This is a genomic window from Rhizobium laguerreae, from assembly GCF_019778565.1.
In the GTDB taxonomy this organism is placed as follows: Bacteria; Pseudomonadota; Alphaproteobacteria; order Rhizobiales; family Rhizobiaceae; genus Rhizobium; species Rhizobium laguerreae.
In genome coordinates, this window is the sequence record NZ_JAAXQT010000004.1 from 406,957 (window position 1) to 430,155 (window position 23,199).

The 23,199-nt window shown below is 60.7% G+C and carries 21 protein-coding genes, 1 tRNA gene and 1 pseudogene; 14 read left to right on the forward strand and 9 right to left on the reverse strand.

The features are described 5' to 3' along the window. Positions 1-182: 182 nt before the first annotated feature. From hemA to HFO71_RS15960, 7 genes are all read left to right on the forward strand, one after another. Entirely contained in the window at positions 183-1,397 is a 1,215-nt protein-coding gene (hemA, locus tag HFO71_RS15930; protein WP_077978071.1) for a 5-aminolevulinate synthase, read from the forward strand. 360 nt (positions 1,398-1,757) lie between these two features. Then, positions 1,758-2,735, forward strand: coding sequence for a LacI family DNA-binding transcriptional regulator (locus tag HFO71_RS15935; RefSeq protein ID WP_077977797.1), 978 nt, complete (start codon positions 1,758-1,760; stop codon positions 2,733-2,735). A 54-nt stretch (positions 2,736-2,789) separates the two neighbouring features. Beyond that, a complete protein-coding gene (locus tag HFO71_RS15940; RefSeq protein WP_077977796.1) occupies positions 2,790-4,028 on the forward strand; it encodes an ABC transporter substrate-binding protein in 1,239 nt (412 codons plus the stop codon). 75 nt (positions 4,029-4,103) lie between these two features. Beyond that, on the forward strand, positions 4,104-5,021 hold the full coding sequence (locus HFO71_RS15945) for a carbohydrate ABC transporter permease (protein ID WP_077977795.1): 918 nt from the start codon (positions 4,104-4,106) through the stop codon (positions 5,019-5,021). Then, positions 5,018-5,881, forward strand: a complete 864-nt coding sequence (locus HFO71_RS15950) for a carbohydrate ABC transporter permease (protein ID WP_072640387.1) — start codon at positions 5,018-5,020, stop codon at positions 5,879-5,881. The genes HFO71_RS15945 and HFO71_RS15950 overlap by 4 nt, the downstream gene beginning before the upstream one ends. A gap of 20 nt (positions 5,882-5,901) precedes the next feature. Further along, positions 5,902-7,824 (forward strand): glycoside hydrolase family 127 protein, encoded by a 1,923-nt coding sequence (locus HFO71_RS15955; protein ID WP_077977794.1) that lies wholly within the window; start codon positions 5,902-5,904, stop codon positions 7,822-7,824. Between the two features lie 24 nt (positions 7,825-7,848). After that, a complete protein-coding gene (locus HFO71_RS15960; protein ID WP_170268938.1) occupies positions 7,849-8,922 on the forward strand; it encodes an ABC transporter ATP-binding protein in 1,074 nt (357 codons plus the stop codon). Between the two features lie 52 nt (positions 8,923-8,974). Here HFO71_RS15960 and dxr read toward each other — a convergent pair whose 3' ends face one another. Beyond that, the gene (gene dxr / locus HFO71_RS15965; protein ID WP_077977792.1) at positions 8,975-10,165 is read right to left on the reverse strand and encodes a 1-deoxy-D-xylulose-5-phosphate reductoisomerase; all 1,191 of its coding nucleotides are present in this window, start codon (positions 10,163-10,165) and stop codon (positions 8,975-8,977) included. Positions 10,166-10,483: 318 nt separating this feature from the next. Between dxr and HFO71_RS15970 the strand changes: the two are divergent. The 5 genes and pseudogenes from HFO71_RS15970 to HFO71_RS15990 all read left to right on the forward strand — a co-directional run bounded on the left by HFO71_RS15970 (position 10,484) and on the right by HFO71_RS15990 (position 13,405). Further along, positions 10,484-11,195 (forward strand): annotated as a pseudogene (locus HFO71_RS15970) (hypothetical protein). 62 nt (positions 11,196-11,257) lie between these two features. Next, positions 11,258-11,548, forward strand: a complete 291-nt coding sequence (locus HFO71_RS15975; protein WP_077978070.1) for a BON domain-containing protein — start codon at positions 11,258-11,260, stop codon at positions 11,546-11,548. Beyond that, positions 11,535-11,930 (forward strand): hypothetical protein, encoded by a 396-nt coding sequence (locus tag HFO71_RS15980; protein WP_165504248.1) that lies wholly within the window; start codon positions 11,535-11,537, stop codon positions 11,928-11,930. The genes HFO71_RS15975 and HFO71_RS15980 overlap by 14 nt, the downstream gene beginning before the upstream one ends. 139 nt (positions 11,931-12,069) lie before the next feature. Then, positions 12,070-12,588, forward strand: coding sequence for a DUF2937 family protein (locus tag HFO71_RS15985; RefSeq protein WP_077977790.1), 519 nt, complete (start codon positions 12,070-12,072; stop codon positions 12,586-12,588). 343 nt (positions 12,589-12,931) lie between these two features. Next, positions 12,932-13,405 (forward strand): hypothetical protein, encoded by a 474-nt coding sequence (locus HFO71_RS15990; RefSeq protein ID WP_077977789.1) that lies wholly within the window; start codon positions 12,932-12,934, stop codon positions 13,403-13,405. Between the two features lie 142 nt (positions 13,406-13,547). On the opposite strand, the gene HFO71_RS15995 is transcribed toward HFO71_RS15990, so the two are convergent. After that, positions 13,548-13,624, reverse strand: a tRNA-Arg gene (locus HFO71_RS15995). Positions 13,625-13,678: 54 nt separating this feature from the next. Beyond that, positions 13,679-14,842 (reverse strand): M20 aminoacylase family protein, encoded by a 1,164-nt coding sequence (locus HFO71_RS16000; RefSeq protein WP_077977788.1) that lies wholly within the window; start codon positions 14,840-14,842, stop codon positions 13,679-13,681. 158 nt (positions 14,843-15,000) lie between these two features. On the opposite strand from HFO71_RS16000, the gene HFO71_RS16005 reads away from it, so the two are divergent. After that, a complete protein-coding gene (locus HFO71_RS16005) occupies positions 15,001-16,134 on the forward strand; it encodes a D-alanyl-D-alanine carboxypeptidase family protein (RefSeq protein ID WP_077977787.1) in 1,134 nt (377 codons plus the stop codon). Between the two features lie 18 nt (positions 16,135-16,152). Beyond that, positions 16,153-17,328, forward strand: coding sequence for a CobW family GTP-binding protein (locus tag HFO71_RS16010; protein WP_077977786.1), 1,176 nt, complete (start codon positions 16,153-16,155; stop codon positions 17,326-17,328). A gap of 18 nt (positions 17,329-17,346) precedes the next feature. Here the strand turns inward: HFO71_RS16010 and HFO71_RS16015 are convergent, their stop codons facing one another. The 6 genes from HFO71_RS16015 to HFO71_RS16040 all read right to left on the reverse strand — a co-directional run bounded on the left by HFO71_RS16015 (position 17,347) and on the right by HFO71_RS16040 (position 23,179). Next, positions 17,347-18,120, reverse strand: a complete 774-nt coding sequence (locus HFO71_RS16015) for a FadR/GntR family transcriptional regulator (protein WP_077977785.1) — start codon at positions 18,118-18,120, stop codon at positions 17,347-17,349. 9 nt (positions 18,121-18,129) lie between these two features. Further along, positions 18,130-19,410, reverse strand: a complete 1,281-nt coding sequence (locus HFO71_RS16020) for a TRAP transporter large permease (protein ID WP_025396227.1) — start codon at positions 19,408-19,410, stop codon at positions 18,130-18,132. 4 nt (positions 19,411-19,414) lie between these two features. Next, a complete protein-coding gene (locus HFO71_RS16025) occupies positions 19,415-19,993 on the reverse strand; it encodes a TRAP transporter small permease (RefSeq protein WP_025396226.1) in 579 nt (192 codons plus the stop codon). Between the two features lie 142 nt (positions 19,994-20,135). Then, positions 20,136-21,113, reverse strand: coding sequence for a TRAP transporter substrate-binding protein (locus HFO71_RS16030; RefSeq protein WP_020051858.1), 978 nt, complete (start codon positions 21,111-21,113; stop codon positions 20,136-20,138). A gap of 609 nt (positions 21,114-21,722) precedes the next feature. Beyond that, positions 21,723-21,947, reverse strand: a complete 225-nt coding sequence (locus HFO71_RS16035) for a sulfurtransferase TusA family protein (RefSeq protein ID WP_017989572.1) — start codon at positions 21,945-21,947, stop codon at positions 21,723-21,725. A gap of 5 nt (positions 21,948-21,952) precedes the next feature. Further along, entirely contained in the window at positions 21,953-23,179 is a 1,227-nt protein-coding gene (locus tag HFO71_RS16040; protein ID WP_077977784.1) for a L,D-transpeptidase family protein, read from the reverse strand. Positions 23,180-23,199: the final 20 nt, after the last annotated feature.

Sequence of the window (23,199 nt, forward strand, 5' to 3'; positions counted from 1 at the left end):
CGGTTTCGCGAATTTCCATTATGCTTGCCACATCAATTTCGTTGATCGCGGCTCGCATATTCTTTATCTGGAATCATTCAAAACTCTGCGCATTTTGCCGCAGTTGATGTTAAAGCAAAGTGCAAGGGTTGACGCGCGGACGTCCGGTCATCAAGAACATCCGCGCGATACTGGAGCATATGATGGATTTCGAAGCGTTTTTCAAAAACGAGCTGGACGGGCTTCATACCGAGGGCCGTTACCGCGTTTTTGCCGATCTCGAGCGTCACCGCGGCAATTTTCCCCGCGCGACGCGTTACACCGCGGATGGCCAAAAGGAAGTCACGGTCTGGTGCTCCAACGACTATCTCGGCATGGGCCAGCATCCGAAGGTGATCGAGGCGATGAAGAACGCCATCGACCACTGTGGCGCGGGTGCGGGAGGCACCCGGAATATTTCTGGTACCAACCACCATCACGTCATGCTCGAGCGTGAACTTGCCGATCTGCACGGCAAGGAAGCAGCCTTGATCTTCACGTCGGGCTATATTTCCAACTGGGCAGCACTTGGCACGCTCGGCGCCAAGATCCCCGGCCTGATCATCTTCTCCGACGCGCTGAACCATGCCTCGATGATCGAGGGCATCCGTTATGCCAAGTGCGACAAGGTGATCTGGAAGCACAATGACGTGGCCGATCTCGAAGCCAAGCTCAAGGCCGCCGATCCGAAGGCGCCGAAGCTGATCGCCTTCGAGAGCGTCTATTCGATGGACGGCGATATCGCCCCGATCAAGGAGATCTGCGACCTCGCCGACAAATATGGCGCGATGACCTATCTCGACGAAGTGCATGGCGTCGGCATGTACGGCCCGCGCGGCGGCGGCATCGCCGAGCGCGAAGGGCTGATGGACCGGCTGACCGTGATCGAGGGCACGCTCGGCAAGGCTTTCGGGGTGATGGGCGGCTATATCGCCGCTTCGACGGCGCTTTGCGATTTCATCCGCTCGTTTGCCTCCGGCTTCATCTTCACCACGGCGCTGCCGCCGGCACTTGCTGCCGGCGCGGTTGCCTCGATCCAGCACCTGAAGGTCAGCCAGTTCGAGCGCGCCCGCCATCAGGACCGTGTCCGCAAGCTGAGAGCACTGCTCGACCAGCGTGGCATTCCGCATATGCCCAATCCGAGCCATATCGTGCCGGTGCTGGTCGGCGATGCGGCCAAGTGCAAGTGGATCTCCGATCTGCTGCTCGACAATTGCGGCGTCTACGTTCAGCCGATCAACTATCCGACAGTGCCGAAGAAGACGGAGCGCCTGCGCATCACGCCGACGCCGCTGCATTCCGACGCCGATATCGCCCATCTGGTCGAGGCGCTGCATTCGCTCTGGTCGCGTTGCGCGCTCGCAAGACACGTCGCCTGATTTTTCGATGATCGCTCGGTTCGAACCGTAATTCAGGGCCTCCACTGGAGGCTCTGACAGCGATCGGTCTTGCTCCCGCAAGACGCCGCAGCAGACCTCCCTTGCCCGTCCAAGATCATCCGCTCCACGCTTGGTCTCAACACCGATGACACATCGCAATCGGCCTGACCGATGCGCATCGATCTTTCCCCGCGCTTGCCCCTCCCGCAAACTGCGTTGACGATCCGAGCCTTGGGGTCGCGTGAGAAAACCTTTTCTCACTTGACATAGAGATTGGTAAAAGCTTTTCTCAGATCACTTCAGAAGGAGGACGTTCTGAACATATCGGGAGGAAAAAGAGGCAGGATCACCATCCACGAGGTGGCGGCGGCTGCCGCGGTGAGCATCTCGACGGCGTCGAAGGCTCTCAATGATACGGGTCGGATGGGGTCGGAAACGCGCGAACGGGTGAAACGGATAGCCGCCGAGATCGGATACCGGCCGAACGCGCTGGCGAGAGGTCTTCTCAGCAAGCGCAGCTTCACCATCGGGCTGCTGACGAACGACACTTACGGCCGTTTCACGCTGCCTGTCATGGCGGGTATCTCGGACGCACTCGTCGATCACGGCGTTTCGGTCTTCCTGTGCGCCATCGAAGACGATCCGGCGCTCGCCCAGATCCACGTCGACGCGATGCTGGACAAACAGGTCGACGGCATTATCGCGACGGGAAAACGCCTGGATCGGCGCCTGCCTGTCGATCTGTCGAATTTGCATGTGCCTGTCGTCTACGCATTCACGGAGGGGACGCAGAACAGCGTCACCTTCCGGTCGGACGACGAACAGGGTGCGCGGCTGGCGGTGGAATGGCTCGTGAAGATCGGACGGCGGCGGATTGCGCACATCACCGGGCCGCAGGAGTTCTTCTCGGTGCGGGAGCGTGCCGGCGCCTATCACGAGGTGGGAGGTCACCGCGAGCCGGTGCTCTACGGCGTCTGGGCGGAAAGCTGGGGGCATGAGGCGGTCGAGCAGCTTTGGAAGAGACCGGGAGAAAAACCGGATGCGCTCTTCTGCGGCAATGACCAGATCGCCCGCGGTGCGGTGGATGCGTTGCGCGAGCGCGGTGTCAAGGTGCCGCAGGACGTCTCGGTCATCGGCTTCGACAATTGGGAGATTGTCGCGGCCCAGACGCGGCCGCCGCTGACGACGGTGGACATGGAACTGAAGGAGCTCGGGCGGCAAGCCGGATTGACGGTGCTTGCGCTTGCGGAAGGACGGCCTGTCGAACCGGGAGTGAGGAAATTGCCGTGCCGGCTGATCGTCCGGCAGTCATGCGGGGGTAAAGTCCCCAAGGAATGAGACCAAGAGAATGAGCAAAGGCGCGAGGAGATGCGCCATATCGGGAGGAGTGTCATGATCAAGCGTCTATTGGCGGCGACCAGCATCGCTACCTTATGTCTGGTGTCGGCCGCGTCGGCTGCCGAAAATGTCGAAATGTGGGTGCGCACGGGGATCGGCGACGCCTTCAAGAAGGTCGTCGAAGCCTATAATTCCGGTCACGAGAACAAGGTCGTGATGACCGAAGTGCCGTTCTCCGAGCTCGTGCAGAAATATGCGACTGCAATCGCCGGCGGACAGGCGCCGGACGCGCTGTCGATGGATCTGATCTATAATCCGGCCTTTGCCGCGGCCGGTCAGCTCGAAGATCTGACGGATTGGGCAAAATCCCTGCCCTATTTCAACTCGCTTTCGCCATCGCATGTTCGCCTCGGCACCTATCAGGACCGGATCTACGGCCTGCCGCTGTCGGTCGAGACCTCCGTCTTTGCCTGGAACAAGGATCTCTACAAGAAGGCCGGTCTCGACCCGGAAAAGGCACCGGTGAATTGGGACGAAATTACCGCCAATGCCGAGAAGATCCGGGCGCTGAGTGAGGACACCTACGGCTTCTATTTCTCCGGCGGCGGCTGCGGCGGCTGCATGATCTTCACATTCACGCCACTTGTCTGGGGTGCGGGTGCCGATATCCTGTCGGCCGACAGCAAGACGGCGACGCTCGATACGCCGCAGATGCGCAAGGCCGTCGATATCTACCGCAACATGGTCAAGAAGGACCTCGTGCCGGCGGGAGCCGCCAGCGACAACGGCGCGAACTTCCTGACCTTCACCAACGGCAAGATCGGCCAGCAGAGCCTTGGCGCCTTTGCCATCGGCACGCTGGTGACCGAGCATCCCGATATCAACTTTGGCGTGACCCTCATTCCTGGCGTCGACGGGAAGCCTTCGTCCTTTGCCGGCGGCGACAACTTCGTCATCACCAAGGGCACGAAGAAGATCGACGCGGTGAAGGAGTTCCTCGAATATGTGTATTCGATGGACGGCCAGAAGATCATGGCGAAGTATGGCAGCCTGCCAACGCGCGGCGATATCGCCGACAAGGTGCTTGAGGGCCTCGATCCACGCATGCAGGTCGGCCTGAAGGCAATCGGTGTGGCCAAGACCCCCTATACGTTGCAGTTCAACGACCTGATCAACAGCGCCAACGGGCCATGGGCCAGCTTCACCAACGCCGCGATCTTCGGCGACGACGTCGACGGCGCGTTTTCGAGTGCGCAATCGGAAATGCAATCGATCATCGATAGCGGCCAGTAAACTCTCCCTCGGCCGCGGCCGGGGAGCGGTGGCAGCTTCCCGGCCAATTTCACTCGACAGATACGGAGCGTTTTGATGACCGGTTCCGGTTCAGAGATTCTATTGCCTCGACGCAGGCGACGGCGCAGATCGAACTGGCGCGGCCTCGTCTACATCGCGCCGGCCATGGCGCTGGTAATCGTCTTCTTCATCATGCCGGTTCTCTTCACCGGATGGATGAGCCTGCATAACTGGCCGCTGATGGGGGCGTCACGCTGGATCGGTTTCAACAATTATTTTCGCATGGCCAACGACACCCGTTTCATGACGGCGCTGAATTTCACGGCCTATTATACCGTAATCGTCACCATCGCGATCTTCGCGATCGCCTTTCCGCTGGCGATCTTCGTCGAAAAGGAACGGCAGTTCGTCGGCGCCTACCGCACGATCATCTTCCTGCCCGTCGTGGTCGGCCTTGCCACAGCCTCGCTGCTCTGGGTCTGGCTTGCCAATGTCGATAGCGGCTTCATCGGCCCGGCCTTGAAGGCGCTCGGCCTTGTCGAAAAGAGCCCCAATCTGCTTGCAACTTTCGACACCGCCTTTCTGACGATCGTGGTGATGGTCGTCTGGAAGATCGCCGGCTTCACCATGATCATTCTCCTGACCGGGCTTCAGGCCATTCCGTCCGAGCTGACGGAGGCCGCCCGCATCGACGGCGCCGGCCGCTGGCAGCGTTTCCGGCATCTGACGCTGCCGCTGATGCGCAAGACGATCGCGCTGGCGCTGATCGTCTCCGTCACCGGTTCGATCCTCGCCTTCGACCAGTTCTACATCATGACGTCAGGCGGACCGCAGAACAAGATGATCTCGGTGGTCTACTACATCTTCAATCAGTCCTTCGTGTCGTTCAATCTCGGCTATGGCGCAGCACTGTCGATCGTGCTTCTCGCCATCCTGGTGGCGATCAGCATCGTGCAGCTCTGGCTGCTTCGCGTCGGGGAGGAGCGCTCATGACCACGTCAAGGGAACGCCGCGCCCGCAAGGCCATTCGGACAAAGTCGGCCTATCATCTGACCGGCATCGCTATCTCGATCTTCTTTCTCGCCCCCTTCGTGATCACGCTGTTGTCGTCCTTCCGGCATGGCACGGAGGCCAGCCTGCCACCCTTGCCGCCGTGGCCGACCTCAGGCGTCAGCATCGATTCTTACGCGCTGCTCGATACGTTCGGCGCCGGCATCTGGCGGCACATGATCAATTCGCTGTTCGTTTCGGTCGCCACCGTGGTGCTGACCGTCGCCGTCAGCCTGCTCGCCGGCTACGGCTTCTCGCGCTATCGGTTCCCGATGAAGAATGCGCTTTTCGTGCTGATCATCGCGACGTTGATGATCCCGTTCCAATCGATCCTGACGCCGCTCTTCATCATCCTGGCAAAGCTCGGCCTCAACAATTCGCTGCTTGGGCTGACGCTCGTCTATGTGACGCTGCAACTGCCCTTCTCGGTGTTCATGATGCGCAACGCCTTCGACGCCGTGCCGAAGGAGATCGAAGAGGCCGCGCGCATCGATGGGGCGCGCGACCTCAGGCTCTTGGTCCGGGTTCTTCTGCCGCTGGTGCTTCCCGGTGTGGCGACGGTGGCGATCTTTGCCTTCCTCAATGCCTGGAACGAGTTTCTCGCCGCACTCGTGCTGCTCTCCAGCAATGAGAAATACACGCTGCCGGTGCTGATGACGGCGGTTCGCGCCGGACGGCTCGGCGCCATCAATTGGGGAGCGGTCCAGGCCGGTGTCGTCGTCATGACGATCCCCTGCCTGATCGTCTTCCTGCTCCTGCAACGCTACTACATGCGCGGGCTGATGGCCGGCGCGGTGAAATGATCTTAGAGAAAGTGGAACCCATGAACAAACCAAGCAATGACCGCCAGTTTCGTCCCGTCGCCGTTCCCGATGTGGAGCTCGGCGGCTTCTGGGGCAAATGGCAGGACGCTGTCTGCAATTCCACTGCCGAGACCCTGCTCGACCGCTGCGTCGAGGCCGGCATGCTCAAGGCGATCGATGTCGACCAGCCGAGCCCGGGGGTCGTCATTCCCATTCAACCATGGGGCGGGACGACGCAGATGTTCTGGGATTCCGACCTCGGCAAGTCGATCGAGACCATCGCCTATTCGCTCTATCGCCGGCCAAACCCGAAGCTCGAGGCGCGCGCCGACGAGATCATCGACATGTATGAGAAGCTGCAGGACGAGGACGGCTATCTGAACGCCTGGTTCCAGCGCGTCGAGCCGAACCGCCGCTGGACCAACCTGCGCGACCATCATGAGCTCTATTGCGCCGGCCACCTCATGGAAGCTGCGGTCGCTTATTATCAGGCGACCGGCAAACGCAAGCTGCTCGACATCATGTGCCGCTATGCCGATTACATGATCAAGATTTTCGGTCACGGCGAAGGCCAGATACCAGGCTATTGCGGCCATGAGGAAGTTGAGCTGGCGCTGGTCAAGCTCGCCCGCGTGACGGGAGAGAAGAAATATCTCGAGCTATCGAAATACTTCATCGACGAACGCGGCACCGAACCGCATTTCTTCACCGCCGAGGCAAGCCGCGATGGGCGCGATGTCTCCGAGTACCACCAGAAAACCTATGAATATGCGCAGGCGCACCAGCCGGTGCGCGCGCAGACAAAGGTGGTCGGCCACGCCGTGCGCGCCATGTACCTTTATTCGGGCATGGCCGACGTCGCCACCGAATACAAGGACGACAGCCTGACGGCAGCGCTGGAAACGCTTTGGGGCGATCTGACGACCAAGCAGATGTATATCACCGGCGGTATCGGGCCGGCGGCGTCCAACGAAGGTTTCACCGATTATTTCGATCTGCCGAATGATACCGCCTATGCGGAGACCTGCGCCTCGGTCGGCCTGGTGTTCTGGGCAAGCCGCATGCTCGGCCGCGGTCCGGATCGGCGCTATGCCGACATCATGGAGCAGGCGCTTTACAATGGCGCGTTGCCGGGGCTTTCGACCGACGGCAAGACATTCTTCTACGACAATCCGCTCGAAAGTGCCGGCAAGCACCACCGGTGGAAGTGGCACCATTGCCCCTGCTGCCCGCCGAACATCGCCCGGCTGGTGACCTCGATCGGCTCCTACATGTACGCCGTTTCCGACAACGAGATCGCCGTGCACCTCTATGGCGAAAGCACCGCGCGGCTGAAGCTGGCCAACGGCGCCGAGGTCGAACTCGAGCAGACCACCAATTATCCGTGGGACGGTGCCGTCGCCTTTACCACCAGGCTGGAAAAACCGGCGCGCTTTGCGCTGTCGCTGCGCATTCCCGACTGGGCCGAAGGCGCAACCCTCAGCGTCAATGGAGAGATGCTGGATCTCAACGCCAATATGCGGGACGGATATGCCAGAATCGATCGCGAGTGGGCCGCGGGTGATCGTGTCGCCCTCTACCTGCCGCTGGCGCTTCGGCCGCAATATGCCAACCCGAAGGTGCGCCAGGATGCCGGTCGCGTCGCATTGATGCGCGGCCCGCTGGTCTATTGTCTGGAAACCACGGACAACGGCGAAGACCTCAACGCGATCGTCCTGCCCCGCGAACTCCCGGCGGCCGAAACCGTCGTACTGAAGGATCTCAATGATGCCGTCGCCCTCGATCTCAAGGTCGAGCGCGAGGAAACATCGAACTGGGGAACAGCGCTTTACCGCAAGGCGCCGGCCGAAAGGCAGGTCGCCACCGCACGTTTCGTGCCCTATCATCTCTGGGACAACCGCGCGCCCGGAGAGATGCTCGTCTGGGTCCAGTCGGACAGATAGGTCTTTTTGGGGATGACGAACGGTATGGGTAACAAGAGCGTCGTGCTCCAGGACGTGCGAAAAAGCTATGGCAATCTGCAGGTGGTCCATGGGATCGACCTGACGATCGCGGAGGGCGAATTCGTCGTCTTCGTCGGCCCTTCCGGCTGCGGGAAATCGACGCTTCTTCGCATGATCGCTGGCCTGGAGGACGTGACCGACGGGGAGGTCGAGATCAAGGGACGTATCGTTACCGATCTCGATCCATCCGAACGGGGCATCGCCATGGTGTTTCAGTCCTACGCGCTCTATCCGCATATGAGCGTGCGCGACAATCTGGCCTTCGGCTTGAAGATGGCGCGCACGAATGCTGCGGAAATAGAGACGCGCGTCAAGGCCGCCTCCGCGATCCTGAAGATCGACCATCTTCTCGACCGGCGGCCGGGACAGCTTTCCGGTGGCCAGCGGCAGCGTGTGGCGATCGGCCGGGCGATCGTGCGCAAGCCCGATGTCTTCCTGTTCGACGAGCCGTTGTCCAATCTCGATGCGGAACTGCGCGTTTCGATGCGCATCGAGATCGCCCGCCTCCACCGCGAACTCGGCAACACGATGATCTATGTCACGCACGACCAGACGGAGGCGATGACGCTCGCCGACAAGATCGTCGTGCTGCGCGACGGCCGCGTCGAACAGGCCGGAACGCCCCGCGAAATCTACGAAAATCCCTCGAATACCTTCGTGGCGGGTTTCATCGGCTCGCCCCGGATGAACCTGCTCAATGCCCGCTGGGGTGCGGGAGGCATGGTCGAAGTCGCCGGCCGGCAGATCGAAAGCGGCCTGCCGCCGGCAGACAGGCCGGTTGGCGGCGCGGTGACGCTCGGCCTGCGGCCGGAGCATCTGAAGGTGGCCTCCGATCTATCGGGCAGCCTGACGGCCAGGGTCGATTTTTCGGAATATCTCGGAGGAACGCAATATCTCTATTGCCAGCTTGCCGATGGCCAGTCACTGACCGTCGAGCATCGGTCACCGATCAGTATTGCGGCGGGCGAGCAAGTGAGCCTGCTGTTTGAACCGTCGGATTGCCGGTTGTTCGACGAGGGTGGGAACCGGTTGCGCTAATCGCGGCAGTCACGGTCACAAGCGGACGACCACTCGGCGGCCCGTGCGAACTTCACTCAGCAATCGCTAGTGTCATGAGCTCCGCCGCCCTTTGCCGGGCTTCCCTGTCGGCGGCGAAGACATCATCCATGCCGGAAGCCGGCGGCAGGCCGGCCAGATCGTCCATGACCCTCTCGGTGACCTCGGCCATGGCAAGGAAGGACAGCCGCCCTTCGATGAAGGCTTCGAGCGCCACTTCCTTGGCGCCGTTCAGCACCGCGCCCTGAACACCGCCGCGCGTCATCGCCAGGCGCGCGAGCCGCAGCGCCGGAAACCGCACCTCATCCGGCGCCTCGAAATCCAGCCTGGAGAGCTTGGCGAAATCCAGCCGCTCGACCGGCAGGTTCGGCCGGCGCGGAAAGGACAGGGCATAACCGATGGCGGTGCGCATATCGGGCGCGCCGAGCTGCGCCAGCACCGACCCATCGGAATAGCCGACCATGGAGTGGATGATCGATTGCGGATGGAAGATGACCTCGATCTGTTCGGGCCTGAGGCCGAAAAGGTGCCGGGCTTCGATCATCTCCAGCGCCTTGTTGAACATCGAGGCACTGTCGATCGAAATCTTCAAGCCCATCGACCAGTTCGGGTGGGCGCGCGCGGTTTCCACCGTCACATCCGCCATGTCACGCAGCGAGGCGGTGCGGAAGGGGCCACCCGACGCCGTCAGGATGACCCGCTCGACGGCGTGGCGCTGGTTCTCTTCCAGCACCTGGAAAATCGCGTTGTGCTCGCTGTCGACCGGAAGCAGCCTGCCGCCGCCCGCCCGGATCGCTGCGATGAAGAGATCGCCGGCCGATACCAGGCATTCCTTGTTGGCAAGGGCGATATCGGCGCCGCGGCGGGCCGCGGCAAGCGTCGGCGCCAGGCCGGCAGTACCGACGATTGCCGCCATCACCCAGTCAGCTTCGCGGTCGGCGGCTTCCATCAGCCCGGATTTTCCCGAAGCGACCGCGATGCCGGTGCCGGAAAGTGCGCTCTTCAGTGATTCGTAATGCTGGTCGTTTGCCGTCACCGCCAGCCGCGCGCCGGATGATTTCGCCTGCCGGGCCAACAATTCGACATTGCCGCTGCCGGTCAGCACGGAGATTTCGAAGTTCTCCCGTCCGCCCAGATGATCGACGACATTGAGTGTATTCTGGCCGATCGAACCCGTCGAACCGAAGATGCTGAGGCGCCGCGGCGCGCTTTTGCCGGTCATCATGTAGAATTTCGCGAAAATTTCTCTCGTAGGCTCAGGCTCTACTAGGCTTTGGAGGGGGCGGCAAGTGTGCGGTGCAGCAGATTTCAACCCTTGAGGGGTTTACAGAGCGGCGGCCGGATGTGATCCTTATAACATTGCTGCCGGAATCGCTTCCGCCGCGGCCGGTCACGGTCGCATGGCAAGTCGGGCGCTGTGGCGTCCATCGAAGAACAGGCACTTGGTGCCGCCGGCCTTTGGGCCATACATTAAATCGAGGATGAAATCGGGATGGACGGCTTGGCCGTGATCCCTCATTGCGTTCGTCGCGAACGCTTTCATATGCGCTGCTGCGTCCACTCCGCGCCGCAGCCCTGTGACAGGTCAAAACGTTCTGAACTTCATGACGACATTCAAATTAGTATGCATCTTTTTCGCCATCCTACCCTCGCTCACAGCCGCAGCGAAGGCGGACGACCTGCTGATCTGGTCGCCAGCCAAGCTTTCGGACCGGTCCTACAAGGCGACGGTGGGTTTTCGCCTGCCGGCGGAATGGGAAACGAGCGCTGGCGCCGACATCGCGCTGGCCTCGACCAAAGGCGGAGCGCTGCTGCCCGATTCCGAACAGGCAATGCTTTGGGGCAGGATCACCAGGACGAGCGTTACCCCGGCAGGCCGGTCAGAGCGGGGTGCCAGCGTCAGCGTCGATACGCTGCGCGGCAGCGGCGCGCTAACCCTCAGCCGCTCGCGCAGCTGGATCCTGTCCGATTCGCTCGACATGCAATCGAGCCGATCCGTCAGCGTGCAATATGACGCGGTCGAGGCCCGGCAGGCTTCGGTAACGGCAACGCAGGCGCTGAAGCTGATCCACCCCTGGACGGGAACCGCGCTTTCGGCAGGGACAGGCGTCAGCAATGCGAGCGGCGACTTCTCGAGCACGGTTGGGGTCAGCCAGGCCATTCTGCCGAACCTCAATCTCGATGCTTCGGTCAGCAATCCATTTTCAGGAGGTGAGGCGGGCAGCGTCAATCTCCGCTATCGCGTGCAGTGGTAGCGGTGCTGAACCAAACTCCGCCGATCAGCGTTTCCTACGAGGTTTTCACGGAGGAACGGATCATGGTTTTCAAGGAGCAGACATTTCACGGGCTCGAACCCGAGATGGAAATAGAGATCGCCAATCGTGCAGCGGTCGAGGCGGCCGTTGCCAATGCGCTGGCGATCGCCGGCGGCATCGATGCGTCGGATGTCGAGGTAACGATGGAGAACGACCAGATCGTGTTGAGCGGCACCGTCGGCACGGTCGGCGAAATCGAACGGGCAACTGCTGTTGCCAAGGCGGTCGAGGGTGTGCATGCGGTGCAGAACCGGGTTCTGCTTGGCGGATCGTCGCTCGATGGCACGCATTAACGAGATGGCTGGCCGCTCCCAGGGCCAGACCCTGCAGGACGAGGACTATTTCCACATCGTCGCCTATCAGCCGGCGCTTAGCCGATCAACCGGCGAAGCGTTCGACGAGGAAGGACGAGCCGGCCAGACGATCCGTTTTCTGCGCGGCGCCCGACCCCTGCGGCTGGTAGGCGATGGCGAGCAGCAGGACACTGACGGCGACATAGGCGATTGTCAAAAGAGTCATCTTGATACGCATGATGAATACTCCTGTTTTGCGATAAACGCGGCTGATATGGCGAAGTTCCTCATCGGCGAAATCAGAAAGAAAGGCCCGGCCGGGGAGGATCGGCGGGGCTTTTCCTGTATCGATTGCCTTATCGGCAGATCCGGGTTTCCTTGATGATCGTGTGATCGTGGCGGCGGATCTTTTCCGGTTAAATCACATAGGGTTACCGATTGTGTCGAAGGCAGAAACCTTTACGGCCGCGGATCGTTAGCGCAGGGGGATAGCCGGAGGCACCAATGGGATTGATGGGATCATGGGACTGATTGCAAGAATCATCGCCATTGTGGCCGGGCTCGCCGGCGGCACGGTGTTTTCGCAGGCGCCGGAATTCGCGCAGCAATACCGCCAGCGGATCGGCGGCGCGATCGACGAATTGCGCGTCATCGTCGAGGATTTCAACCGCCAAGCCGCCGAGCACCATCTTGATCTCCAGCAGGCGCTGAATGCTTATTCACAATCATCCGACGATTTCCTGCGCGACCGCGGCGTCTCGATGCAGAGCACGATCTCGCGTTACGAAACGCTGCTGTCGCAGCAGCTCCATCTCGGCACCGCCGCCCCCGTCGCCAAGCCTTTCGTCCTGCTGCGGAATGCCGATGACGTCGTTTTCGCCAATACCTGGCGCGACTTCGTGCCCGGCGTGCCGGTCAGCTTTGCCGGTCTCGTCTGGGGCGCGATTGGCTTTTTCGGCGGATGGATTGTGGCGGCGCTGCTGGGATTGGGTGCGCGGCGAGCGGTGAGGACGCGGCGGGTTCATCGTCAGGTGCCGTAAGCCGAGTGAACGCTTGACGCGGGGATGGGTACGGCAGCCCTCGAGGTCAAGTCGCGATCCCCGGCTTTCCAAGGCTCCTTGATCAACTGTCTTGCTGAACGTGGCTTCATTCGCCATTGCTGAGCCGCGTCTCAACCATGTTATCGCCACTCCCCAAGCTCAAGCTGATCGTCGTTTTCTGTGGAGCGAGATGTGAGTCCAGCGGAGTGTGTCTAGCGACTCGTATTTCCTCGTGGTCACCTATCCCATGATTGAAGCGCTAGGGAGCAACAGAATGTTACTATCTCGAAAGGAATTCGGTTCTGTTCCTGCGCCCTCAGATCGGCAGCTTTGGGCGATTGGCATGGTAGCCGTGTCTTGGAGCTTCTTTGAAACAAACCTTCACACGACCGCGACGGCCATTTTCGACGACGAGCCGGAGACGAGAGACAGGTTCGAGCAAGTGCGCTCGATGCAAACCAGGTTGAATGTTGTTCAGACGGGCGTTGAAGCGAAAATGATCGAGCCACATCGAGGCAGGTTTATTGCGCTCCTCAAAGAGGCTCGAGATTGTCAGCAAATGCGGGACAGGATCATCCACGGCTCATGGTCGGGCACAGGCGATGATCCGATTAATAAACCTCAGAGCGATAGCGTTTTCAATTGGCTGAAACCGCGGCACCCCTATGAGTGGAAGCTTGATTTCGGAAAGATCAAGGCGGTGGCCCTGAGGATCGATAAACTTTGTTCGAATTGGCTAGATGTGATTACCGCTGACGTGCCGCCAGCAGACTTTATTCTCTTAAATAACGCCATCAAATTAAAGCTGAAGCCGTAAATATAGAGAATCGATGAGGGAAAGCGGGAATGTTGTGTGTATTCGCCATGAGCGCAGGGAATCGCCAGCAAACGCACAGGCCCAGCTCCAACATGTCTGCGACATATAGACGACCAACCGGATGTCTAAACCATTAAAATAATGGTGATCCCGGCGCGATTCGAACGCGCGACCCCCAGATTAGGAATCTGGTGCTCTATCCTGCTGAGCTACGGGACCACTTGAGTGCCATGCATACAAAAGGCTTGGCGGGAAGCCAAGCCTTAATTGTAGCTAGAGACCGAGGCGTTGTTCGGCAAGGCGGACCCAATAGGAGATGCCGTGGGCGATGGCTTCGTCGTTGAAGTCATAGGCGGGATTGTGGAGACCAGCGCTATCGCCGTTGCCGATGAAGATGAAGGCGCCGGGGCGGGCGTTCAGCATGTAGGAGAAATCCTCGCCGCCCATCATCGGATCGATCTCAGCGTTGACGTTGGCCTCGCCGGCAATGGCGCTGGCGGTGGCGACCGCATGTTCGGTCTCGTCGGGGTGGTTGACGGTGACGGGATAGTTGCGATGGAAGCTGATTTCGGCCTCGGCGCCGTGGGCCGCAACCAGGCCCTCGATGATCTGCCGGAACCGCGTCTCGGCGAGCGTGCGCACCTCGGGGTCGAGGGTGCGGACCGTACCGGCGAAGGTCGCATCGTTCGGAATGACGTTATGGGCGAAACCGGCATTGAACTTGGTCACCGAGACGACGACCGAGCGCAACGGATCGGCGGTGCGCGAGGCGATCATCTGCAGATTGGCGATGATCTGGGCGCCGATGGCGATCGGGTCGATGGTCTTATGCGGCTGGGCGGCGTGGCCGCCGCGGCCCTTGATGGTGACGGTGAATTCATCGGTCGCCGCCATGATCGCGCCCTTGCGGGTGGCGAACTGGCCGACCGGCAGGCCCGGCAGATTGTGCATGCCGTAGACCTCTTCGATATCGAAGCGCTCCATCATGCCGTCCTTGACCATCAGATTGCCGCCGCCGCCGCCTTCTTCGGCCGGCTGGAAGATGACGGCGACATTGCCGTTGAAGTTGCGGGTCTCGGCCAGGTATTTCGCAGCACCGAGCAGCATGGCGGTGTGGCCGTCATGGCCACAGGCATGCATCTTGCCCGGCGTCTTCGAAGCCCAGGGCTTGCCGGTGATTTCGGTGAGCGGCAGGGCGTCCATGTCGGCGCGCAGGCCGACCGTGCGGCGGCCTTCGCCCTTGCCCTTGATCAGGCCGACGACACCGGTGCGGCCGATGCCGGTGACGATCTCGTCGACACCGAATTCCTTGAGTTTTTCGGCGACGAAGGCAGCCGTATTTTCCACCGCGAAGAGGAGTTCTGGCCGGGCATGGATATGGCGGCGCCATTCGGCGACCTCGTCCTGCAACTCCGCGGCTCTGTTCAAAATCGGCATATCGGCGTTCCTGTTATGAAATCTCGACAATTTTTCATCGCATCACAAGGGTGTGAGGCTCATGGAAATTACTTAGTCAATGACCTTTGCCATGTCATAGCCATATAGGCTAAATAGGGGAAGATTTCGAGATTTTCCTGATATCTGAAGGACGAACCGTGTCGACGAGCCACTTCCGTTTGTTTGCTGCCTTGCGGCCGTTTTCTTTCGTGTCAGCGGCGACTGCCGTTTTCCTGGCCTCGGTTCCGCTCGCCCAGGCCAATCCGCATATTCTCGTCGATGTGCAGACCGGCCGCGTGCTCGAGCATGAAGAAGCCTTCCGCAAATGGTATCCGGCCTCGCTCACCAAGCTGATGACCGTCTATACCGTGTTCGACGCAATCCGCGCCGGTCAGATCAGCCTCGATACGCCCGTCGTCATCAGCAAACGCGCCGCCGCGCAGCCGGCCGCCAAGATGTATTTCAAGCCGGGCCAGAAGCTGACGCTCGACAGCGCATTGAAGATCCTGCTGGTGAAGTCGGCCAACGATGTGGCGGTCGCGGTCGCCGAAGCCATCGGCGGCACGCAGGAAGGCTTCGTGACGCGGATGAACGGCGAGGCGCTGAAGCTCGGCATGACGGATTCGCACTTCGTCAATCCGAACGGCTTGCCCGGCAAGGGCCAGTATACGACGGCGCGCGACCTTGCGGTGCTGACAGTGGCGTTGCGCCGCGATTTTCCGCAATATGCCGGTTATTTCTCGCTGGAAGGTTTCACCAACGGCCAGCAGAACGTGCCGAGCCTCAACATGCTGATCGGCCGTTTCGCCGGCGCCGACGGCATGAAGACCGGCTTCATCTGCGCTTCGGGCTTCAACCAGATCGGTTCGGCGACGCGCAACGGCCGCACGCTGGTCTCCGTCGTGCTCGGCACCGACAGCCTTGCAGCCCGCGCCGATGCGACGGCGAACCTTTTGCAGAAGGGCTTCACCACGCAGCCTGCCAGCAACGACACGCTGGGTTCGCTGAGACCCTATGGGTCGGGGCAGGACCAGGTGACCGACATCAGCGCCGATATCTGCAGCGCCAAGGGCGCCAAGGTGCGCAGCGAAACGCGCGACGAAGTCGGCCGCATGAAGGTGCAGTCACCCTATATCCAGCCGATGGACCACGATCCGCAATTCGTCTTTGCCGGCCTTATTCCCGGCCAGGATCCGCAGCCGGCCGCGCAGCCGGAAAAAATGGCGCGCGGCGATACCGCGGGCGCGATCGCCAACGTGCCGGTGCCGATGCCGCGCCCGACATCCTTTTAAGCTTTTAAGGTAGATGACATGAGCGCGCTCAACGACAGGATTCCGGTCACCATCCTGACCGGCTTTCTCGGCGCCGGCAAATCGACGCTGCTCAACCGCATCCTCAAAGATCCTGTCATGAAGGATGCGGCCGTCATCATCAACGAGTTCGGCGATGTCGGCATCGATCATCTTCTGGTCGAAAGTTCCGGCGATTCGATCATCGAGCTGTCCGATGGCTGCCTCTGCTGCACCGTGCGCGGCGAGCTTGTCGATACGCTGGCGAACCTGATGGACGCCGTGCAGACGGGCCGCGTCAAGCCGGTGAAGCGCGTCGTCATCGAGACGACGGGCCTTGCCGATCCCGCGCCGGTCATGCAGGCGATCATGGGCAATCCCGTCATTGCCACGAATTTCGAGCTCGATGGCGTCGTCACCGTCGTGGACGCGGTGAATGGGCTGCAGACGCTCGACAATCACGAGGAAGCGCGCAAGCAGGCGGCGGTCGCCGACCGGCTGATCGTCTCGAAAAAGACGATGGTCGAGGCAATGGAGGGGCTGGAAAAGCAGCTGCGGGCGCTCAATCCGCGCGCTGTGATGATGGATGCCGACAGCGCCGAGGCGGGTAGTGCCGCAGTGCTGGTCAACGGGCTCTACGATCCGGCAACGAAGATCGCCGATGTCGGCCGCTGGCTGCAGGACGAGGATACCCACGAGGCGCATCACAATCACGACCACGGTCGTGATGGACATCACCATCCTGATGGCGATCGCCATGGTCACCACCATCATGATCATCATGGTCATGCGGATCAGGATCCGCACGACGTCAATCGTCACGATGCCTCGATCCGTTCCTTCTCGATCATCGAGGAGAAGCCGATCGATCCGATGGCACTCGAGATGTTCATCGATCTGCTGCGTTCGGCCCATGGCGAGAAGTTGTTGAGGATGAAGGCAATCGTTTCTCTTTCCGACCGGCCGGATCGGCCGCTGGTGCTGCATGGGGTGCAGAGCATCTTTCATCCGCCGGTGCGGCTTCCCGCCTGGCCGGGGGAAGACCGGCGGACGCGCATGGTGCTGATTACCCGGGATCTGCCGGAAGCCTTCGTGAAGGATCTCTTCGACGCCTTCCTCGGCAAGCCGCGCATCGATATGCCCGATCGTGCGGCGCTGTCGGACAATCCGCTCGCCATCCCCGGCATGCGGATTTAAACCACTGCGCGATCTTCTTCAGGTCTTGCGTTTAAGAATGCTTGACATCCACTTGGCCTGCTGGCCGCTGAGAAGGGTACGATAGCGCTCCTGACTTGCCGCCAGATGGGCGCGCATGGTGGCGCGGGCGGCTTCCGCGTCCCCGGCGGATATCGCCTTCAAAATCGCCAGATGCTCGCGCTGCAGGCCTTCCTGATAGTCACGCGACAGCGTGCTGTCCGTACCCCAGGGCGAGGCGACGTCGCAGGGGATGGCCCGCATACCAAGCGCATCGAGAACTTCGACATAATATGAATTATTGGTGGCAGCCGCGATTTCTCGGTGGAAAGCGAAGTCGCTCTTGCCGGTTGCTTCGCCGCGCTCGAGCAGCCGGTCGAATTCGAAGAATGCTTCCTGAATCTGCGCTTCCTGAGCCGCATTGCGCCGTAGCGCCGCAAGCCCCGCGCTCTCGATTTCCAGCCCCATGCGCACCTCGATGATGTTGAGTGCATGGGAAACCTTGTTGCCGACATCGGCGCTGATCGAACCGAAGGCAATCGTCGGATGGTTTTTGACGAAGACGCCGGCGCCTTGCCGCGCCTCGACGAGGCCGTCGGCGGCAAGCGTTGCAACCGCCTCACGGACAACCGTGCGGCTGACGCCGAAGAGTTCGCCCATCCGGGTCTCGGTCGGCAGCTTTTGGCCGGGCGCGTATACTCCGGACACGACCTGAGCGCGGATGGCCGAAACGACGCCTTCGGCGAGTTTCGGCCTGCGCTCAACCCTGAAATCTACGGCTGTGTCGGTCGCCATCTCGCACTCCTATTTGAACACGCCCGGCAGCCACAGCGAAATCGCCGGGATGTAGGTGACCAGCCCGAGCACCACGATGCCCGCACCGTAGAACGGCCAGATCGAGCGCATGGCCTCCCAGACAGAGATCTTGCCGACTGCACAAGCCACGAATTGCACCGCGCCGACTGGAGGCGTGTTCAGCCCTATGCCGAAATTCAGGATCATGATCACGCCGAAGTGCACCGGGTCGACGCCGTAAGCCTGTGCAACCGGCAGAAAGATCGGCGTGCAGATGATGATGGTCGGCCCCATGTCCATAAAAGTGCCGAGCACAAGCATGAGGACATTGAGCAGGAGCAGCACCGTCAGCGGGTCGTCGGCGACGCTCTTCATCCAGATCACCAGCGAGGCCGGCACCTTGAGGAAGGCCATCAACCAGGAGAAGGCGGCGGCTGTGCCGATAATCAAAAGCACCATTGCCGTCGTGCGCACGGCGCCCTGCGTGGCGTGAACGAAGTCTCTCCAGCTCATCTGCCGGTAGACCAGGAGCGTTATCAGCAGCGCGTAGAGCACCGCGATGCAAGAGCTTTCCGTCGCAGTGAAGATGCCGGACCTCACCCCGCCAAAGATGATGGCGATCAGCAGCAGCCCGGGGAGTGCGACCGCGAGCAAATGAGCCACCATGACAAAGCCCGGAAAGGGTTCTGTCGGATAGCCGCGCGAGCGCGCAACGATGTAAGCGGTCACCATGAGCGCGACCGCAAGCAATATTCCGGGCAACACGCCGGCGGTGAACAGGTCGGCGATGGAGATCTTGCCGCCGGCGGAGATCGAATAGATGATCATGTTGTGGGAGGGCGGCAGGAGCAGCGCGATCAGCGCTGCCATTGAGGTGACGTTCACCGCATAATCGGCGCCATAGCCGCGCTGCTTCATCTGCGGGATCATCAGGCCGCCGACGGCTGCGGCTTCTGCCACTGCCGAACCGGAGATGCCGCCGAACAGTGTGGCGGTGACGATGTTGACCTGGCCGAGGCCGCCGCGCACGTGGCCGACCAGTGATGCGGCGAAGGCGACGATGCGGCTGGCGATGCCGCCGCGCACCATCAGGTCGCCGGCGTAGATGAAGAAGGGGATGGCGAGGAGCGAAAATACGCTCATGCCGGAATTCAGCCGCTGGAAGATAACCAGCGGCGGCAGGCCCATGTAGAGCACCGTGGCGAAGCTGGAGACGCCGAGGCAGAAGGCAATCGGCGTGCCTATCAGCATCAAGGTGGTGAAAACACCGAACAGGATCCAGAGTTCCATCGCGCTACACCTTCAATTTGACGTTCGGATCGGCATTGATGTTTTCGATCTCGACGGCGATTTCCGCCGGCAGAATTTCATCCAGCGCATCGTCAATCGGTTCGCCGGCGAGGCGGAGCACGATGCGCTCCAGCGAGAAGATGACGGCAAGCACGCCGCCGCCTGCGAGCGGCAGATAGTCGAACGCGCCTGAGATACCCAGCGAAGGCAAGGTTGTGTTCCAGGTCAGGCTCATGAGAGCGCCGCCGTACCAGACCATGCCGGCCCCGAAGGCGAGAATGACGACGTCCGAGATCATGCGCAGGACGCGTTTGCCGGATTTCGGCAGCACATAAAGCAGCACGTCGAAACCAAGATGATTATTCTCCCGGATGCCGACGGCGGCGCCGAGGAAGATGAACCAGCTCATCAGCATGACCGAGCCCGGCTCCGTCCAACTTGGCGAGTCGTTCAGCACATAGCGGCAAAATACCTGCCAGGCGACAAAGACCGTCATCAGCACCAAGCCGGTGCCCGCGAGCCATAGGGCGGCGTTGCTCAGGCGTGTCAGAGAATTGACGACGGGTGTCAGGTTGTTCGACATAGGGACCTCGTCGAATTTGGGCGCTCACTCTCCCTTGTCGGGAGGAGAGGAGAAAGATGTGCATGAAACGGTGAACCGGGGTGGAGATAACTTTCCACCCCGATAACCGACGCCGCTTTCCGCGACAAGAAGGCAGGCTAGGCTACTGCACAGCCTTTACATCCTCGACCATCTTCTTCAGCACGTCGTCTTTCACGTGCTTTTCATAAACCGGGGCCATGGCGTCGATGAACCCCTGTTTGTCCGGCATGGTGATCTGAGCGCCGAGCTTTTCGACATTGGCGCGCGATTCAGCGGCCTTGGCTGACCACAGCTCGCGCTGCTTGGCGACGCTGTCCTTGGCTGCCTGTTTGAAGACCGCCTGATCCTCCGGCGTCAGTTTGTCGAACGCCGCCTTGTTCATGACGAACACTTCCGGCAGGATCGTATGCTCGTCGAGCGAGTAGTTCTTCGCCACTTCGGCGTGCTTGGCGGTGTCGTAGCTCGGAAAGTTGTTTTCCGCGCCGTCGATGACGCCCGTTTCGATTGCCGAATAGACCTCTCCATAGGGCATCGGCGTGGCGTTGGCGCCGAGTGCCGCCACCATGTCGACGAAGATGTCGGACTGGATAACGCGGAACTTCAGACCTTTCATGTCGGCAACCGAATTGATCGGCTTCGTTTTATTGTAAAACGAGCGCGCGCCGGCATCGTAGAAGGCAAGCACCACGAGACCGGCCGGTTCGAACGCCTTCTTGATCTGGTCGCCGATGGCGCCGTCCATGACCTTGTGCATGTGATCTTCCGAGCGGAAGATATAGGGCAGAGCCGGAACGACCGATTCCTTCACAGTGCCGTTAAAAGGCGCCATTGACACACGATTCAGCTCGATGACGCCGGAGCGCACCTGTTCGATCGTGTCTTTCTCCTCGCCAAGTTGGGCGGAATGATAGACTTCGAGGGAATAGCGGCCCTGCGTGCGCTCCTTCAACAGCTCACCGAAATATTTGACGCCCTCGACTGTCGGATAGCCGTCCGGATGAGTATCCGACGATTTTAGCACCGTTTGAGCGCTGGCCGCGCCGCTCATGAATGAAGCGGCAACCATAAGACCGGCCGCCAATTTAACAAAGTTTTTCATGCTCTCCTCCCGTTTTGCATGACGATTAATTCTCAGAGTCAGTATCCCGGCTTTGCGACTTAGAGGAAGGTCCTCTGTGCGCTTCGCCTTCCAGCGATATTTCCACAATCGGGCACTGATGGTCCGGCCCGAAAGGTTGCGCGCGTTGGAAGATGCTCATCGAGACATAGCAACATGGCTCAACGTGCCATCGGGTCCGATGGAGCAGTTGCTTACCTCCGCACGCGCGCACTGTCGCTCTTCTCGTGGAAACAGAAGACTTGGATCGATAGCCTCCTCTATTCTCGCCGTTCCTCCGATCGGCTCACTATGGCTAGAACCTGTAAAGTATAATGTCAACATACAAAAGCTGTGTAGTTGTATGATGAATTTTCGCCGTTGCTTGCGCTCCTATCGACAGCTGTGAAAGCGCGAGCAGGCAAGGTGGGAGGCGCGGACGCAGCTGACGGTGAAGCCTATCGTACGAACCGCCAGGCTCGTTCAATTACGCTGGTTTTGCCCGACGGTTTGCTGGTCCCATGCTTCGGCATGATATGCGCCGTAAAGAGCATGGGTCAGATACCTACTGCGTGGCTCTTTTAGATCTGCTACTGGTTTGGGAGACGCGCTTCAGCGCTTGCGGATCAGGAAGCGGTGGCCGCTTTCGGTCTTTTCCGTCTCGACCAGTTCGTGGCCGTCCTCATTGCAGAAGTGCGGCATGTCGATCACGGCGAGCGGATCGGTGGTGTCGACGCGAATGAGCGTGCCGCTCGCCATGGCGGCGAGCTTCTTGCGTGTCTTGATCACGGGGAGTGGGCATTTCAGGCCACGAAGATCGTAGAGAACGGGGTTCAAGCCGTTCAGTTCCTCGCCCAGAATTTCCAGAACGGCTTCTTTGCCGTGGCGTCTGCCGTTTCCTGCGGTTCGGGCGCGGTAAAGGCCAGCGGATTCTGCATCGGCACCGGCACGACCGCGGGTGTCGCGGCAGCGACGGCTGTTGCCTGAGGCTGGGCAGGGGCTGCAGGCGTGGCGCCCGGCGCGGTTTTGGCGGCGAGGCCCTGCGCGGTGCGCTTGGCCATCAGGTCTTCAAGTTCGGCGACCTTGACCATGCGACCGGCTTCCAGCGAGGTGCCGGTCGGAGCGTAAGCCAGTTCACGGCCCTTGCGCAGCTTGGCGACCACGGCCTTGCGCTCGGCTTCCGTGGGATCGTACCAGGCCATGCCGTCAAATTTGCTCATCGCCTTGGCATAATCGGCATCGTAGGTCTTGCCGTAGGAGGCGAGGGCGGCCGTCAGTGCCGGCGGCGTCGACATAGCAGGGCATTTGCCGGCGGCATTGAAGGCGCCGCCGTCGGTTGCCTGCTGATTGAAGACGTATTTCTTCTCGCAGACATTCACCACAGGCGGGCGCTTCGTCACTTCGAAATTGTCGTAGCCGACCTTCAGCATCTTCCAGAAGTCGTAATTGCTGTCGAGGCGGTGCTTGACCATGTTTTCCGCCGTCATGCGGAAGGGGAAAGCCTGCAGCTGCACGGTCGACTGGCCGCCCTTGAAGGCGTCGCGGGCAAAAGCGTAGATCTCCAGCACCTGCTGGTCGGTCATCGAATAGCAGCCGGAAGACGAGCAGGCGCCGTGGATCATCAGATCGGAGCCGGTGCGGCCGTTCACCGAGTCGTAACGATTCGGGAAGCCGGTGTTGATCGCCAGATAATATTTGGAATTGGGGTTCAGATTGGCGCGCGTCAGGTCGTAGAAACCTTCCGGCGCCTGCCGGTCGCCGGTCTTCACCTTCGGACCGAGACGGCCGGACCAGGCGCAGATCTTGTAATCGGCGATCTTGTCGAAACGGTTGTCGGTCTTCGCCTTCCAGATCTCCATGGCACCTTCTTCCTTGAAGATGCGGATCATGATCGGCGAATTGCGGTCCATGCCCTTGGCGGACATCTGCGCGAGGATATGGCTGGGAAGCGGCTGCTCGACCTTGTTCTTGACCTTGGAAAGGTCGACCTGCGCGGTTTCCAACGCATCATTGCAGCCGGACAGAGCCAGCGCCATGAGGGAAATATAGGCAAAATGACGTATGCGCATCCCAACTAGCCCATAAAGAT

Coding starts and splice junctions, on each gene's coding strand:
- hemA (WP_077978071.1), top strand. CDS start 183: ATGGATTTCGAAGCGTTTTTCAAAAACGAGCTGGACGGGCTTCATACC.
- HFO71_RS15940 (WP_077977796.1), top strand. CDS start 2,790: ATGATCAAGCGTCTATTGGCGGCGACCAGCATCGCTACCTTATGTCTG.
- HFO71_RS15945 (WP_077977795.1), top strand. CDS start 4,104: ATGACCGGTTCCGGTTCAGAGATTCTATTGCCTCGACGCAGGCGACGG.
- HFO71_RS15950 (WP_072640387.1), top strand. CDS start 5,018: ATGACCACGTCAAGGGAACGCCGCGCCCGCAAGGCCATTCGGACAAAG.
- HFO71_RS15955 (WP_077977794.1), top strand. CDS start 5,902: ATGAACAAACCAAGCAATGACCGCCAGTTTCGTCCCGTCGCCGTTCCC.
- HFO71_RS15960 (WP_170268938.1), top strand. CDS start 7,849: ATGGGTAACAAGAGCGTCGTGCTCCAGGACGTGCGAAAAAGCTATGGC.
- dxr (WP_077977792.1), bottom strand. CDS start 10,165: ATGATGACCGGCAAAAGCGCGCCGCGGCGCCTCAGCATCTTCGGTTCG.
- HFO71_RS15975 (WP_077978070.1), top strand. CDS start 11,258: ATGGTTTTCAAGGAGCAGACATTTCACGGGCTCGAACCCGAGATGGAA.
- HFO71_RS15980 (WP_165504248.1), top strand. CDS start 11,535: ATGGCACGCATTAACGAGATGGCTGGCCGCTCCCAGGGCCAGACCCTG.
- HFO71_RS15985 (WP_077977790.1), top strand. CDS start 12,070: ATGGGACTGATTGCAAGAATCATCGCCATTGTGGCCGGGCTCGCCGGC.
- HFO71_RS15990 (WP_077977789.1), top strand. CDS start 12,932: ATGGTAGCCGTGTCTTGGAGCTTCTTTGAAACAAACCTTCACACGACC.
- HFO71_RS16000 (WP_077977788.1), bottom strand. CDS start 14,842: ATGCCGATTTTGAACAGAGCCGCGGAGTTGCAGGACGAGGTCGCCGAA.
- HFO71_RS16010 (WP_077977786.1), top strand. CDS start 16,153: ATGAGCGCGCTCAACGACAGGATTCCGGTCACCATCCTGACCGGCTTT.
- HFO71_RS16015 (WP_077977785.1), bottom strand. CDS start 18,120: ATGGCGACCGACACAGCCGTAGATTTCAGGGTTGAGCGCAGGCCGAAA.
- HFO71_RS16020 (WP_025396227.1), bottom strand. CDS start 19,410: ATGGAACTCTGGATCCTGTTCGGTGTTTTCACCACCTTGATGCTGATA.
- HFO71_RS16025 (WP_025396226.1), bottom strand. CDS start 19,993: ATGTCGAACAACCTGACACCCGTCGTCAATTCTCTGACACGCCTGAGC.
- HFO71_RS16030 (WP_020051858.1), bottom strand. CDS start 21,113: ATGAAAAACTTTGTTAAATTGGCGGCCGGTCTTATGGTTGCCGCTTCA.
- HFO71_RS16040 (WP_077977784.1), bottom strand. CDS start 23,179: ATGCGCATACGTCATTTTGCCTATATTTCCCTCATGGCGCTGGCTCTG.